Genomic DNA, 14,439 nt, shown 5'->3' on the forward strand with positions numbered 1-14,439 from the left:
GATCGCGCCGGTTTCTGGACTGAGCGATTTCGACGGCCCCCGGGCCGGCGGAATCGGGAGGAAGAAATCGGCTTCCCGGCGATCTCGCCGCCTCGGCGGAGCCGAGGCCATGTCACAGCCTGGTGCAGTAGACTGGCGCGTGAAGCGGCAGGTAGGGTGGCCGCAACCACAATTGAACACAGGGCCGTTCGAGCCGGAGCGGGAGAGTCCCATGTCAGCAGTGGGACACCGAAGGAGCAAACTCCCCGGAATCTCTCAGGTAACCGCTACCGCTTTCGGCGAGGCCACTCTGGAAAGCAGGCGCACCCGCGCCTCACCCAAGGTGAAAGCCGTGCCGAGCGCGCGGTGAAACTCTCAGGTGCCCATGACAGAGGGGGAGTTCCCAGTGCACCGCCGCGCCCGGTGCCCGTCCCGAGGAGCTCCCATCACCTCCACCCCCTTCGACACCCGCCACATCGGTCCCGGCGAGGCCGAGCGGGCGAAGATGCTCGCCGAATGCGGTTACGGAAGCCTGGACGCCCTCGTGGAAGCGGCGGTTCCCTCCGCCATCCGCACGGCCGGCGACCTGGCGCTTCCCGCGCCCGCGTCCGAGGAAGAGGCCACCGCCGAGCTGCGTGCGCTCGCCGCGCGCAACCGGCCGATGACGCAGATGATCGGCCTCGGCTACTCCGACACCGTCACGCCGGGCGTGATCCGCCGCAACGTGCTGGAGAACCCGGCCTGGTACACCGCGTACACGCCGTACCAGCCGGAGATCTCGCAGGGCCGCCTCGAAGCGCTGCTGAACTTCCAGACCGCGGTGTCCGACCTGACCGGGCTGGCGATCGCCAACGCCTCGATGCTTGACGAGTCCACCGCGGCCGCCGAGGCGATGACGTTGATGCGCCGCGCGTCGAAGTCGAAGTCCAATGTGGTCGTTCTCGACGCCGAATGCCTTCCGCAGACCATCGAGGTCGTGCGGACGCGCGCTGCCGGTCTCGGCATCGACGTGCAGGTGCGCGACCTGCTGACCGGGCTGCCCGAGGAGTTCTTCGGCGTCATCGTGCAGTACCCCGGCGCGTCCGGCGTGCTGCGCGGCCGCGGTTTCTACCACGCGGTTTCCGAAGCGGCGAAGGCTGCGGGGGCGCTGTACACGGTCGCTGCCGACCTTCTCGCGCTCACCTTGATCGCCGCGCCCGGCGAGTTCGGCGCGGACGTCGCTGTCGGTTCTACGCAGCGCTTCGGCGTGCCGCTGGGCTACGGCGGTCCGCACGCCGGGTACATGGCGGTGCGTGCTGGTCTGGAGCGGTCGCTGCCTGGGCGTCTCGTCGGCGTGTCCGTGGACGCGGACGGGAACACTGCGTACCGCCTCGCGCTGCAGACGCGCGAGCAGCACATCCGTCGCGAGAAGGCGACTTCCAACATCTGTACCGCGCAGGTGCTGCCCGCGGTGCTCGCGGCGATGTACGCGGTCTACCACGGCCCCGAGGGCCTGAAGGCGATCGCGACGCGGGTTCACGAACTCGCCGCAGGTCTCGCGAACGCGCTGCGTGCCGGTGGCGTCGAGGTCGCGCACGAGGCCTTCTTCGACACTGTCGTCGCGAAGGTGCCTGGCCGGGCGGCTGAGGTGCACGCGGCTGCGCGCGAGGCCGGGATCAACCTCGGTCACATCGACGCCGACCACGTCCGCATCGCCTGCGACGAGGTCACGCGTCCCGACACGCTCGCGAAGGTGCTTCGCGCCTTCGGTGTCGACGGTGCGTGGGAAGCCGCGCAGGCGCTCCCGAACGGTCTCGCCCGCGAGAGCGGCTACCTGACGCACGAGGTGTTCAGCACGCACCGGTCCGAGACGTCGATGCTGCGTTACCTGCGCCGTCTCGCCGACCAGGACTTCGCGCTCGACCGCGGGATGATCCCGCTCGGCTCGTGCACGATGAAGCTCAACGCCACCACCGAAATGGAGCCGATCAGCTGGCGCGAGTTCGCGGGCATCCATCCGTTCGCGCCGGCCGAGGACGCCGAGGGCTACCACGAGCTGGTCCGCCAGCTGTCCGGCTGGCTGGCCGAGGTCACCGGCTACGACCAGGTGTCGCTGCAGCCGAACGCGGGCAGCCAGGGCGAACTCGCCGGGCTGCTGGCCATCCGCGCCTACCACCAGGCCAACGGCCAGCCCGAACGCGACGTCTGCCTGATCCCGTCGTCCGCGCACGGCACCAACGCCGCGTCCGCGGTGCTCGCCGGGATGCGCGTGGTCGTGGTCAAGTGCACGAACGAGGGCAACGTCGACCTCGAAGACCTGCAGTCCAAAGTGGACCAGCACAGCGCGGACCTCGCCGCGATCATGGTCACCTACCCGTCCACGCACGGCGTCTACGAGCACGGCATCGAGCGGCTCGCCAAGATCGTGCACGACGGCGGCGGCCAGGTGTACGTCGACGGCGCGAACCTCAACGCCCTGCTCGGCCTGGCGAAGCCGGGCGAGTTCGGCGGCGACGTCTCGCACCTGAACCTGCACAAGACGTTCTGCATCCCGCACGGCGGCGGCGGCCCCGGCGTCGGCCCGGTCGCGGCGCGCGAGCACCTCGCGCCGTACCTGCCGAACCACCCGCTGCTGGCGCAGGCCGGACCGGACACCGGCGTCGGCCCGATCAGCGGCGCGCCGTACGGTTCGGCGTCGATCCTGCCGATCTCCTGGGCCTACGTCCGGATGATGGGCGCGCCCGGGCTCACCGAGGCCACCAAGGTCGCGGTGCTCGCGGCCAACTACATCGCCGCCCGGCTCGCGCCGCACTATCCGGTGCTTTACACCGGGCAGGACGGCCTGGTCGCGCACGAGTGCATCCTCGACCTGCGCGGCATCACCAAGGACACCGGCGTGACCGTGGACGACGTCGCGAAGCGGCTCATCGACTACGGCTTCCACGCGCCGACCATGTCGTTCCCGGTCGCGGGCACGCTCATGGTCGAGCCGACCGAGAGCGAGGACCTCGCCGAGATCGACCGGTTCTGCGAGGCGATGATCGCTATCCGCCGCGAGATCGACGAGGTTGCGGCCGGCCGCTGGACCGCCGAGACCAGCCCGCTGCGCGGCGCGCCGCACACCGCGTCGTCGATCGCTGGCGAGTGGACCGCGGACTACGACCGCGAGCTGGCGGTGTACCCGTCCGGCGTGGCGCGCAAGACGAAGTACTGGCCGCCGGTGCGGCGGATCGACGGGGCGCGCGGCGACCGCAACCTCGTCTGCTCCTGCCCGCCCCTCGACGCGTACGACGCGTGAGCGTGTCCTCCGCTCGCGACAACGAAAGGCTTCCCGTGACGGAAACCCCCTGCACCAGGTCCACCAGGATCTCGGTGCGCTGTTCACCGATTTCGCCGGCTGGTCGATGCCGGTGCGCTACGCCAGCGAACTGGCCGAGCACAAGGCCGTGCGCGAGGCGGCCGGGCTGTTCGACCTGTCGCACATGGCCGAGATCCACGTCCGCGGCCCGCAGGCGGCCGACGTGCTCGACTACGCGCTGGTCGGCAACCTGACCGGCGTGAAGCCGGGCCGCGCCCGCTACACGATGATCTGCGACGCCGACGGCGGCGTGCTGGACGACCTGGTCGTCTACCGGCTCGCCGACGAGGAGTACCTGGTCGTCGCCAACGCGGGCAACGCCACCGTGGTCGCGGACGCACTGGCCGAGCGCGTCGCCGGATTCGACGCGGTGGTCGAGAACCGGTCGGCGGACACCGCGCTGATCGCGGTGCAGGGCCCGAAGGCGGTCGACGTGCTCGCCGCGGTGACCGACGCCGACCTCGCTTCGCTCAAGTACTACGCGAGCGTGCCCGCCGTCGTGAAGGGCATCGAGGTCTTGCTTGCCCGCACCGGTTACACCGGCGAGGACGGCTTCGAGCTGTTCGTTCCCGCGGCGCAGGCTCCGGCGTTGTGGCAGCTGCTGACCGAGGCCGGCCAGGAGCACGGTCTGGTCCCGTGTGGACTCGCGTGCCGCGACACGCTGCGCCTGGAAGCCGGAATGCCGTTGTACGGCAACGAACTCACCCGCGAGCTGAACCCGTTCGCGGCCGGGCTCGGCCGGGTCGTCAAGTTCGAGAAGCCGGGCGACTTCGTGGGCCGCGCGGCCCTGGAGGAGCTGAAGAAGGCCGACGTCCCGCGCGTGCGGGTCGGCCTGCGCGGCACTGGCCGCCGCGCCCCGCGGCACGGGTACGCCGTGCTGTCCGGGGATGCCACTATCGGGGAGATCACCAGCGGCGCGCTGTCGCCGACGCTGGGCTACCCGATCGCCATGGCGTATGTAGACCGGGAGCACGCCGAGCCCGGCACCGCGCTGTCCGTCGACATCCGGGGCCGCGTCGAGCCGGTCGAGGTCGTCGCCCTGCCCTTCTACTCCCGAGCCTGAGAGGCCCCCGAACGATGAGCATCCCCCAGAACCTGTCCTACACCAAGGAACACGAGTGGCTGTCGGTCTCCGACGGCGTCGCGACGGTGGGCATCACCGCGTTCGCGGCCGGCTCGCTCGGCGACATCGTGTTCGTGCAGCTGCCGGGCGTCGGCGACACCGTCACCGCGGGCGAGGTGTTCGGCGAGGTCGAGTCGACGAAATCGGTCAGCGAGCTGTACTCGCCGGTCAGCGGCGAGGTGGTGGCGGTGAACGAGACCACATCGGACACCCCCGAGGTCATCAACTCCGATCCCTACACCGAAGGATGGCTGCTGCAGGTGCGGCTCACGGGCGACGTCCCGGAGCTGCTCGACGCGTCCGCGTACGCCGAGCTGACCCAGGAGAACTGATGACCGCCACGTTCGACGCCCGCCTGTCCGAAGTGGACCCCGAGGTCGCCGCCGCGGTGGCCGCGGAGCTGGACCGCCAGCAGTCGACGCTGGAGATGATCGCCTCGGAGAACTTCGCGCCGGTCGGCGTGCTCGAGGCGCAGGGCTCGGTGCTGACCAACAAGTACGCCGAGGGCTACCCGGGCCGCCGCTACTACGGCGGCTGCGAGCACGTCGACGTCGTCGAGCAGCTCGCGATCGACCGGGCCAAGGCGCTGTTCGGCGCGGAGCACGCGAACGTCCAGCCGCACTCGGGCGCGCAGGCCAACGCGGCGGCGATGTTCGCGGTGCTGAAGCCGGGCGACACCATCCTCGGCCTCGACCTCGCGCACGGCGGCCACCTCACGCACGGGATGAAGATCAACTTCTCCGGCAAGCTGTACAACGTGGTCGCCTACCACGTCGACAAGGAGACCGGGATCGTCGACGTCGCCGAGATCGAGCGGCTCGCGGTCGAGCACAAGCCGAAGCTGATCGTCGCCGGCTGGTCGGCCTACCCGCGCCAGCTCGACTTCGCCGAGTTCCGCCGGATCGCCGACCTGGTCGACGCCAAGCTGATGGTCGACATGGCGCACTTCGCCGGCCTCGTGGCCGCCGGGCTGCACCCGTCGCCGGTGCCGCACGCCGACATCGTCACCACCACCACGCACAAGACCCTCGGCGGCCCGCGCGGCGGCCTGATCCTGTGCCGCCAGGAACTGGCGAAGAAGATCAACTCGGCGGTGTTCCCCGGCCAGCAGGGCGGCCCGCTGGAGCACGTGATCGCGGCCAAGGCCGTGGCGCTGAAGATCGCCGCGAGCGACGAGTTCCGCGAGCGCCAGGAGCGCACCTTGGAAGGCTCGAAGATCCTCGCCGACCGGCTGTCGCGCACCGACTGCGCCGAGGCGGGCGTCCGCGTCCTCACCGGCGGCACCGACGTGCACCTGGTGCTCGTCGACCTGGTGAACTCCCAGCTCAACGGCCAGGAGGCGGAGGACCGGCTGCACGAGGTCGGGATCACCGTCAACCGCAACGCCGTCCCGTTCGACCCGCGCCCGCCGATGGTCACCTCCGGCCTGCGGATCGGCACCCCGGCGCTGGCCACCCGCGGTTTCGGAGCCGAGGACTTCGCCGAGGTCGCCGACATCATCGCCGAGACGCTCAAACCGGACTTCGACGCGGCCGCCCAGCAGGCGCTGCGGGCTCGCGTGGAACTGCTGGCCAAGAAGCACCCGCTGTACGCGGACCTCAGCCGATGAGCGCGCAGCCCGAGGGTCGGAAGCTGTTGCGGCTTGAGGTGCGCAACAGCGAGACGCCGATCGAGAAGAAGCCGTCGTGGATCAAGACGCGGGTGCGGATGGGTCCGGAGTTCACTGAGCTGAAGGGCTTGGTGCGCCGGGAGGGTCTGCACACGGTGTGCGAAGAGGCGGGTTGTCCCAACATCTACGAATGCTGGGAGGACCGGGAAGCCACGTTCCTGATCGGCGGCGACCAGTGCACGCGGCGGTGCGATTTCTGTCAGATCGACACCGGGAAGCCCGCCGCGCTGGACCGCACGGAGCCGCGGAAGGTCGCGGAGTCGGTGCAGGCCATGGGCTTGCGGTACTCGACGATCACCGGTGTCGCCCGGGATGACCTGGCTGACGGCGGTGCGTGGCTGTACGCGGAGACGGTGCGTCAGATCCACTCACTGAACCCCGGCACCGGGGTCGAGCTGCTGATCCCGGACTTCAATGCGGAGCCGGAGCAGCTGGCCGAGGTGTTCGGGTCGCGTCCGGAAGTGTTGGCGCACAACGTGGAGACGGTGCCGCGGATCTTCAAGCGCATCCGCCCCGGCTTCCGCTACGCCCGCTCGCTGGACGTGATCACCCAGGCCCGCGCGGCGGGTTTGGTGACGAAGTCGAACCTGATCCTCGGGATGGGGGAGACTCCGGACGAGGTGACGGCCGCGTTGCGGGACCTGTTCGACGCCGGCTGCGAGATCATCACGATCACCCAGTACCTGCGGCCTTCGCCGCGGCACCATCCGGTCGACCGGTGGGTCAAGCCGGAGGAGTTCGTGGAGCACGCGAAGACCGCCGAGGCAATCGGGTTCCCGGGCGTGATGGCGGGACCGCTGGTGCGATCGTCGTATCGCGCGGGCCGGTTGTACGCGCAGACCAAGGCCCACCGGGGCGAGGAACTGCCGGAGAACCTGGCCCACCTGACCGCCGAAGGACCGGCGGCGCAAGAAGCCAGCAGCGTGCTGGCGAGGAACTAAGAGAAGGGGCGGATCAATGGCGATCAGCGTCTTCGACCTGTTTTCGATCGGCATCGGGCCGTCGAGTTCGCACACGGTCGGCCCGATGCGGGCGGCCAAGACCTTTGTGGACGGTCTGGTCGAGGACGGCGTGCTGGAGACTGTCGCGCGGGTGCAAGCCGAGTTGTTCGGCTCGCTCGGCGCGACCGGATTCGGCCACGGCAGCGACAAAGCGGTGCTGCTCGGGCTTTCCGGCGAGCGACCGGAGGCGATCGACACCGACATGGTGCCCGCCAAGGTCGCGGAGATCCGGGAGTCCGGGCGGCTGTCCGTCGGCGGGATCCATCCGGTGGCCTTCGCCGAGGACACCGACCTGACGATGCACCGGCGGAAGTCGCTGCCCGCGCATCCGAACGGGATGGTGTTCCGGGCGTTCGCCGCGGACGGTTCGCTGGTGCGGGAACGGACGTACTACTCGGTCGGCGGCGGGTTCGTGCGGGATGAGTCGTACGAGACCGACACGGTGTTTGTCGAGGATTCCACGCCGGTGCCTTATCCGTTCCGCACTGGTGCGGATTTGCTGAAGCATTGTGCGGATACTGGGCTGCCGGTCAGCGAGATCATGCTGCAGAACGAGCTTTCCTGGCGCAGTCGCGAGGAGGTTCGGGAAGGGCTGCTGGAGATCTGGCAGGTGATGGCCGAATGCGTGCGGAACGGGTATACGCATGAGGGTGTCTTGCCTGGCGGGTTGAAGGTGCCTCGGCGGGCTAAGTCGTTGCATGACAAATTGCTTGCTGAAGACGGCGCTGACGATCCGTTGTATGCGATGGACTGGGTCAGTCTGTTCGCTTTGGCGGTGAATGAGGAGAACGCTGCTGGCGGCCGCGTTGTTACTGCTCCTACTAATGGGGCGGCGGGGATTATTCCGGCGGTGTTGCATTATTATCAGCGGTTTGTGCGCGGGGCGTCTGATGATGGGATTGTGACGTTTCTGCTTACTGCTGGTGCTATTGGGTCTATTCTTAAGCAGACTGGGTCGATTTCTGGGGCTGAGGTTGGGTGCCAGGGGGAGGTCGGGTCTGCTTCGGCGATGGCGGCTGCTGGGTTGACTGAGGTGCTGGGCGGGTCGCCTGCTCAGGTGGAGAATGCTGCTGAGATCGGGGTGGAGCATCATCTCGGGTTGACCTGTGACCCGGTTGGTGGGTTGGTGCAGATTCCTTGTATTGAGCGGAATGCGGTGGGGGCGTCCAAGGCTATTCATGCCGCGCGGATGGCTTTGCGCGGGGATGGCAGTCATGTGGTGACGTTGGACAAGGCGATTAAGACTATGCGCGAGACTGGTGCGGATATGTCTGTTAAGTACAAAGAGACTGCTCGGGGCGGGTTGGCTGTCAACGTTATTGAGTGTTGATTTTTTTGTTGCGTGGGGCACCCCGAAGTTTCAGTGTGACTACGGCGCGGGGGTGCTTGTCAAGGCGGGAAAGATGCCTTGACAAGCACCCCCGCGCCGTGTTTTTGGCTTCGTATCGGGGTTGGGGGAGGGGTGGGTGCCTCGATGGGTTGGGTGCATCGGTGGCGGGGTGGCGGGTCGTGAAGGGCTCCTTGAGGGAATCTAAGTACGTGAAGGGGTCCTTCACGGGCCGTCGGGGTGGCTGCGGGGCGCTGAGGGTCGTGAGGGGAACCCTGGGGGAATCAGAGTCCGTGAAGGTGGCCCTCACGGAACGCGGCGGGTCGTTCACGGTGTTTCGGGGTCGCTAGGCGCAAACCCAGTTCCATGAGCCACCATCCGACGCGCTGTCGGGCAGTGGCGGTGCGGGCGGGGCGTGGGCGGCGGACGGCGGCGGCCCGCAACTCGTCGTGTCTGGCGGCGGCTTGTGCGGTCAGGAATGGGTCCATCAGGAGGTTCCCTCGTCTTCGGGGGCGGCAGTCGAGCGCGGGAACGCCGCCCAGTGCGCGATCACTGCTTCGTCGCCGGGGGCGGCGGGGCGGCGGTACTGGTCGATCACCGCTTCGATTTCCTGGATCATCCGGCGGGCTTCGTCCGCGGTGAGCGACAGCTGGGTGCTGCTGAGGGTGGAACTGTCGCGCCAGTTGTCCGACCAGCGGGGCAGTTCGGCGACGAACTGGGCTTGTTCGCGGTAGCGGCGGTCGACGAGCTGGTGCAGGAAGGTCATCAGCGGACCGGCCATGTGCGGGTCGTGCACGAAATCCGCGGCGCTCATGCGCGTCGAGTCCTGGGCGGCGCGCCACCAGCGTTCGCGTTTCGAGCCGCGGCCGGGGTCTTCCACGACCAGGCCGGTGCCGGCGAGTTGCCGCAGGTGCCACGACGTCGTGCCGGAGCTTTCGCCGACGCGCTTGGCCAAACCGGTCGCGGTGGCGGGGCCGTCGATGGTCAGCAGGTCCAGCAGTTCCATGCGCAGCGGATGTGCCAGCGCGCGCAGGGTCTGTGCGTCGAGCTGGCGGGTGTGGCGTTCGGAAGACATGTCCCGACTCTAGACCGCAGAGAAAGCTTTGCAAAGAGTTCTCTGCAATCAGGGCAGCATAGACTCGGACAGGTGGAATCGACCTCGGTGGTGAGCGCGAACGCGGCCCTGTTCCGGCCGGTGCGGGCCGGGAACGCCTTCGAGGAGACCGTCGAGCGGCTGTTGCAGGCGATCCGGCTCGGGGTCGTCGGCGCGGGGGACCGGCTGCCGTCGGAGCGGGAGCTGGCCGAGCGGCTCGGGGTGAGCCGGGTGACGTTGCGGGAGGCCATTCGCGCGCTGGCGGACGCGGGGTATGTCGAGTCGCGGCGCGGGCGGTACGGCGGGACGTTCGTGAACGAGAAGCTGCCGGACCCGGCCGAGCGGGCGGTCGGCGAGGTGGACGCGGCGGGGCTCGAGGACGCGCTGTGCCTGCGGCACGTGCTGGAGACCGGGGCGGCCGAGGCGGCCGCGGCGCGGACGTTGAGCCCGGCGGACCGGCAGCATCTCACCGGAACGCTCGCCGAGGCGTCGGCGGCGGGGCTCGCGGACTACCGGCGCAAGGATTCCCGGCTGCACCTGGCGATCGCCGAGGTCACCGCGTCCGCGTCGCTGACCAGCACGGTCGCCGACGCGCGGACCAGGGTCAACCAGCTGCTCGACCGGATTCCGCTGCTCGAACCCAATCTGGAGCATTCGAACGCACAGCACGAGGCGATCGTCGACGCGATACTGGCCGGCGATCCGGCGGCCGCGCGGCAGGCGATGGCCGAGCACATCGAGGGCACCGCGTCGCTGCTGCGCGCGTTCCTCTCGTGATCAATTCACCGGGTCGACAGAACCTTGCCACCGGTTCAGTCGTCCTCCAATCGTGGAGCCAGCCCCGGAGAGTGACCAATCCGTCGGTGCCCGTCGCAAGTGGCGCCGTATCCGCAGAGGTGCTTACTACCTGACCGGGTTCGCCGTCGGCGTGCCGCTGATCGCGTTCTGGATCGCCTACCTGCTGCTGGACGTTCGCAGTCCGCAGGACGTGCTCGCCTCGCTCGGCAAGACAGTCACGCTGAAGGCGGCCGACGGCAGCGAACTGCTGCGCATCGTGCCCCCGGGCGGCGACCGGCGGTTCGTGCCCTTCGCCCAGGTGCCGCAGAAGCTGCGCGACGCCATCGTCGCCACCGAGGACCCGACCTTCTGGGCCAACTCCGGCTTCGACCCGACCGGGATCGGCCGTGCGTTCCTGACCGGCGTCGGCGGCGGGTCCGGGATCACTCAGCAGTACATCAAGAAGTCGACCGGCGACGAGGATTCGACGCTCGCCCGCAAGCTGCAGGAACTCGTGCTCGCCACGAAGATCACCCAGCAGCAGAGCAAGGAACAGATCTTCGAAAGCTACGTCAACATCATCTCCTTCGGCCGCAACACTTTCGGCCCGGCGGCGGCGATGAACGCGTTCTTCGGCCGCCCGCTCGACGACAGCATCACCTGGAGCGAGGCCGCCTTCCTGGCCGGGATGATCCAGTCGCCGTCGGTGCACGACCCGGCGGTGTCCGGCGACGAGCACGCGGCGAAACGCTGGCGGTATGTGCGCGACAAGCTGGTCGAGCGCGGCTATCTGAAGAACACCGACGGCATGGCCTACCCGGGTGCGGAGATCAAGCCGCCCGCGGAGACCCGGGTGAGCCTGAACTACGACCAGTACCACCTCAAACAGCGAGTGCTCGCCGAGCTGGAGACGGCCGGGTTCTCGCTTTCCCGGTTGCAGCAAGGGAATCTGACCGTCCAGACCACACTGGACCCGGGGCTGCAGAACGCCGCGCACGCCGCGCTGAGCGACCGGTTGAAGGGCGAGCCAGCGGAATTCCGCGGCGCTTTGGTGGCGGTTGATCCGGCGACCGGCGCGGTGCGCGCGTACGACGGCGGCAACAACGGCGTCCGGGATTATGCGTCAACCGGCCACGCACTCGGCTCGGCGTTCTACCCGTTCACCGCGGCGGCCGGGCTGAAGAACGGGATGTCGCTGGACGAGAAAGTGGCTGCTCCCAAGGAGATTCAGTACCTCGGCGAGAAGTTCGAGTATCCGCCGAAGTGCCCGCAGTCCTGCACCTTGCGCAGTGCGCTGACCTCGGGCGCGGACACGCCGTTCATCACGGTGTCCAGAAAGGTCGGGGTCGACGAGGTGAGCGCGGCGGCGCGTGCGGCGGGGATCCCGGACGAAGTGGACGGCACGCCGACGATGCGCGAACAGGACGGCGCCACGATCGGCTCGGGCATCGCCGTCGGCCGGTATCCGATGCGGCCGCTCGACGTGGCCGGTGCGTACGCGACGTACGCCGCCGACGGGATGCGCGCGCCGGTGCACCTGGTGGACAAGGTGCTCGATCAGTCGGGGAAAGTCGTGTGGCAGCACGAAAACGAGCCGGTTTCCGCGGTCCCGGCCAAGGTGGCGCAGGACGTGACCTCGGCGTTGCGGACGACGTTGCCCGACGGTCGCGAGGCAGCCCTGCGCACGGGCGAGTTCGAGCACGGCAATTCGCGCGACAACCAGGACGCCTGGGCGGTCGGCTACACACCGCAGCTGGCGACAGCGGTGTGGCTCGGCTCCGACGACGACCGGCGGCTGATCGACGCGAGCGGCAAGAAGGTGACGGGCGCGTCGGCGCCCGCGGACGTGTGGCGGTCGTTCATGGCCCGCCGCTAGCTCACGCGGCCCGGCGGCTGACCTTGGGGATCACCATCGGGCTTCCGCTCTCCGGGCACTCCATCACCCGGCACGGCAGCTCGAAAATCCGCTCCACGTTCTCCGCCGTCACGACCTCCTCCGGCGTCCCGGTGGCCAGCACCTTCCCGTCGCGCATCGCGATCAGGTGCGTCGCGTACCGGGCCGCGTGGTTGAGGTCGTGCAGCACCGCGACCAGCGTGCGGCCCTGTTCGCGGTGGAGCGTCGCGCAGAGGTCGAGGATGTCGAGCTGGTGTGCGATGTCCAGGTAGGTCGTCGGCTCGTCGAGCAGCAGCAGGTCGGTCTGCTGGGCCAGCGCCATCGCCATCCAGACGCGCTGCCGCTGCCCGCCGGACAGCTCGTCCACCATCCGTTCGGCGAGGTCGTCGACGCCGGTCGCGCGCATCGAATCGGCAACCACCGTCGCGTCGTCACGGGACCATTGGCGCAGCAGTTTCTGGTGCGGGTAGCGGCCGCGCGCGACGAGATCGGCCACGGTGATGCCGTCCGGCGCGATCGAGCTTTGCGGCAGCAGCCCGAGCCGGCGCGCGACCTCCTTCGCGCCGTAGCTGGAGATCACCTCGCCGTCGAGGTAGACCGAGCCTTCGCGGGGCTTCAGCATCCGGGCGAGCGCGCGCAGCAGCGTCGTCTTGCCGCAGGCGTTGGGGCCGACGATGACCGTGAACGACTTGTCCGGGATGACCACGCCGAGCCGTTCGGCTACCGTGCGGCCGTCGTAGGCCAGGGTCAGGTTCTCGGCGTGCAGCCGGGTCTCTTCGCTCGTCAGTGCCACACAGGTAAGGCTAACCTAGTGACCCCCGTTCGGGGAGTTCCGGAGGTCGCATTAGCCGTACGTGACCGGCCGGTGCCATGATGCGTCCGGGAGAATCCCGGGCAGAGCGAGGGTGGGATGGACGACTACCGCGTCGTCGCGGACGAACTCGCCGCCGACATCGAAAGCGGCCGGCTGCGCCCCGGCGACCGGCTGCCGCCGCAGCGGAGGTTCGCGCGCGACCGCGGCATCGCGGGCTCCACCGCCGCCCGCGTATACGGCGAACTCGTGCGCCGCGGCCTCGCGATCGGCGAGGTCGGCCGGGGCACCTTCGTGCGCGCGGCGAAGCCCGGTCCCGAACCGGCGCTGTCCGAACCCGGCGACGCGCGGGTCGACCTCGAACTGAACTTCGCCGTGCTGCCGAACCAATCGGCCAAGCTCGCCCGCGCGCTCGAACCCGTGCTGCGCGCGGACGTCTTCACCGACGCGCTGCATCCGCTCGGCGCGGCGGGCACCAAAGCGGTGCGCGAGGCGGCCGCCACGATGCTCGCCCGCGGTTCGTGGGCGCCGGATCCGGAATCGGTGCTGGTCGCGGGCAACGGACGGCAGGGCATCGCGGCCGCGCTCGCCGCGTTCGTGCCGACCGGCGAGCGGCTGGCCGTCGAATCCCTGACGTACCCGGTGGTCAAGGCCGCCGCGACCCGGCTGGGCATCGAACTGGTGCCGATCGAGACCGACGCGTACGGCCTGGTCCCGGCCGCGCTCGCGGCGAGCGCCCCGGTGCGGGCGCTGTACGTCCAGCCGACCCTGCACAATCCGCTCGGCACCACGATGCCGCCGCACCGCCGCGCCGAACTGACCGCGACCGTGCGCGCGCTGGACCTGCCGGTGATCGAGGACGGCATCTACACCTTCCTCCGCCCGGACACCGAACCGCTGGCCGCGCTGATGCCGGAGCGGACGGTTTTCGTGGACAGCCTGTCGAAACGCGTCGCACCCGGTCTCACCGCGGGTTTCCTCGTCGTGCCGCCGGCGTGGGTCGCGCGCCTGGCGAGCGCGATCCGATCCGGCGGCTGGGCGGCGTCGCGCTTCTCGGTGGAGGCCGCGCGGCGATGGATCACCGGTGGCGTGCTGGCGGAGGTCGAAGCGGCGAAACGCACCGACGCCGAGGCGCGAGCGAGGATCGTCGCCAACCGGCTGGCGGGCTTCCAGGTACACGGCGACGCGGCGGCTTACCACCGATGGTGGGTGCTGCCGGATCAATGGCGCGCCGAGACTTTCGTGGCCGCCGCCGCCCGCCGGGGGATCGCGTTGTCCCCGGCGGCGGCGTTCTCGGTGGTACCAGGCCACGCGCCGAACGCGGTGCGGATCGCGGTGTCGGCGCCGGCGGAGGAGACGTTGGCGAGTGCGTTGGATGTGCTGGCTTCGCTGGCGAATGGGTCTCCGGACGACACGTTGGTGGAGTAG

At 69.4% G+C, this 14,439-nt stretch carries 11 protein-coding genes and 1 riboswitch; of the genes, 9 read left to right on the forward strand and 2 right to left on the reverse strand.

Features of this window, described 5'->3' with window-relative positions:
- Nucleotides 1-279: 279 nt before the first annotated feature.
- A riboswitch (glycine riboswitch) is annotated at nt 280-381 on the forward strand.
- From gcvP to RPX00_RS22870, 6 genes are all read left to right on the forward strand, one after another.
- Entirely contained in the window at nt 365-3,256 is a 2,892-nt protein-coding gene (gene gcvP / locus RPX00_RS22845) for an aminomethyl-transferring glycine dehydrogenase (RefSeq protein ID WP_406642278.1), read from the forward strand. (Overlaps the previous riboswitch by 17 nt.)
- Nucleotides 3,257-3,305: 49 nt before the next feature.
- Nucleotides 3,306-4,379 carry a glycine cleavage system aminomethyltransferase GcvT gene (gene gcvT / locus RPX00_RS22850; protein ID WP_406643049.1) on the forward strand — a complete coding sequence of 358 codons (1,074 nt, stop codon included), beginning with the start codon at nt 3,306-3,308 and terminating at the stop codon, nt 4,377-4,379.
- A 14-nt stretch (nt 4,380-4,393) separates the two neighbouring features.
- Nucleotides 4,394-4,771 (forward strand): glycine cleavage system protein GcvH, encoded by a 378-nt coding sequence (gene gcvH, locus RPX00_RS22855; protein ID WP_406642280.1) that lies wholly within the window; start codon nt 4,394-4,396, stop codon nt 4,769-4,771.
- Nucleotides 4,771-6,048: a serine hydroxymethyltransferase gene (gene glyA / locus RPX00_RS22860; RefSeq protein ID WP_406642282.1), complete on the forward strand. Its 1,278-nt coding sequence runs from the start codon at nt 4,771-4,773 to the stop codon at nt 6,046-6,048. Before gcvH ends, glyA begins: the two co-directional genes overlap by 1 nt.
- Entirely contained in the window at nt 6,045-7,049 is a 1,005-nt protein-coding gene (gene lipA / locus RPX00_RS22865; RefSeq protein ID WP_406642284.1) for a lipoyl synthase, read from the forward strand. Before glyA ends, lipA begins: the two co-directional genes overlap by 4 nt.
- Nucleotides 7,050-7,065: 16 nt before the next feature.
- Nucleotides 7,066-8,439: an L-serine ammonia-lyase gene (locus RPX00_RS22870; RefSeq protein ID WP_406642285.1), complete on the forward strand. Its 1,374-nt coding sequence runs from the start codon at nt 7,066-7,068 to the stop codon at nt 8,437-8,439.
- Between the two features lie 484 nt (nt 8,440-8,923).
- Here the strand turns inward: RPX00_RS22870 and RPX00_RS22875 are convergent, their stop codons facing one another.
- Nucleotides 8,924-9,511 (reverse strand): winged helix-turn-helix domain-containing protein, encoded by a 588-nt coding sequence (locus RPX00_RS22875; protein ID WP_406642287.1) that lies wholly within the window; start codon nt 9,509-9,511, stop codon nt 8,924-8,926.
- A 72-nt stretch (nt 9,512-9,583) separates the two neighbouring features.
- On the opposite strand from RPX00_RS22875, the gene RPX00_RS22880 reads away from it, so the two are divergent.
- Together RPX00_RS22880 and RPX00_RS22885 are read left to right on the forward strand one after the other, a co-directional pair.
- Nucleotides 9,584-10,306, forward strand: coding sequence for a FadR/GntR family transcriptional regulator (locus tag RPX00_RS22880; protein WP_406642289.1), 723 nt, complete (start codon nt 9,584-9,586; stop codon nt 10,304-10,306).
- Between the two features lie 52 nt (nt 10,307-10,358).
- Nucleotides 10,359-12,182 carry a transglycosylase domain-containing protein gene (locus tag RPX00_RS22885; protein ID WP_406642290.1) on the forward strand — a complete coding sequence of 608 codons (1,824 nt, stop codon included), beginning with the start codon at nt 10,359-10,361 and terminating at the stop codon, nt 12,180-12,182.
- 1 nt (nt 12,183) lies between these two features.
- Here the strand turns inward: RPX00_RS22885 and RPX00_RS22890 are convergent, their stop codons facing one another.
- Nucleotides 12,184-12,993 carry an ABC transporter ATP-binding protein gene (locus tag RPX00_RS22890; protein ID WP_406642292.1) on the reverse strand — a complete coding sequence of 270 codons (810 nt, stop codon included), beginning with the start codon at nt 12,991-12,993 and terminating at the stop codon, nt 12,184-12,186.
- Between the two features lie 117 nt (nt 12,994-13,110).
- On the opposite strand from RPX00_RS22890, the gene RPX00_RS22895 reads away from it, so the two are divergent.
- Complete coding sequence (locus RPX00_RS22895) at nt 13,111-14,439, forward strand: PLP-dependent aminotransferase family protein (RefSeq protein WP_406642294.1); 1,329 nt, start codon at nt 13,111-13,113, stop codon at nt 14,437-14,439.

It is taken from the genome of Amycolatopsis sp. WGS_07, from assembly GCF_045278895.1.
Lineage (GTDB): Bacteria > Actinomycetota > Actinomycetes > Mycobacteriales > Pseudonocardiaceae > Amycolatopsis.

Bases quoted from the DNA above. Each gene is read 5' to 3' on its own strand.
- gcvP (WP_406642278.1), top strand. From the start codon at position 365: ATGACAGAGGGGGAGTTCCCAGTGCACCGCCGCGCCCGGTGCCCGTCC.
- gcvH (WP_406642280.1), top strand. From the start codon at position 4,394: ATGAGCATCCCCCAGAACCTGTCCTACACCAAGGAACACGAGTGGCTG.
- glyA (WP_406642282.1), top strand. From the start codon at position 4,771: ATGACCGCCACGTTCGACGCCCGCCTGTCCGAAGTGGACCCCGAGGTC.
- lipA (WP_406642284.1), top strand. From the start codon at position 6,045: ATGAGCGCGCAGCCCGAGGGTCGGAAGCTGTTGCGGCTTGAGGTGCGC.
- RPX00_RS22870 (WP_406642285.1), top strand. From the start codon at position 7,066: ATGGCGATCAGCGTCTTCGACCTGTTTTCGATCGGCATCGGGCCGTCG.
- RPX00_RS22875 (WP_406642287.1), bottom strand. From the start codon at position 9,511: ATGTCTTCCGAACGCCACACCCGCCAGCTCGACGCACAGACCCTGCGC.
- RPX00_RS22895 (WP_406642294.1), top strand. From the start codon at position 13,111: ATGGACGACTACCGCGTCGTCGCGGACGAACTCGCCGCCGACATCGAA.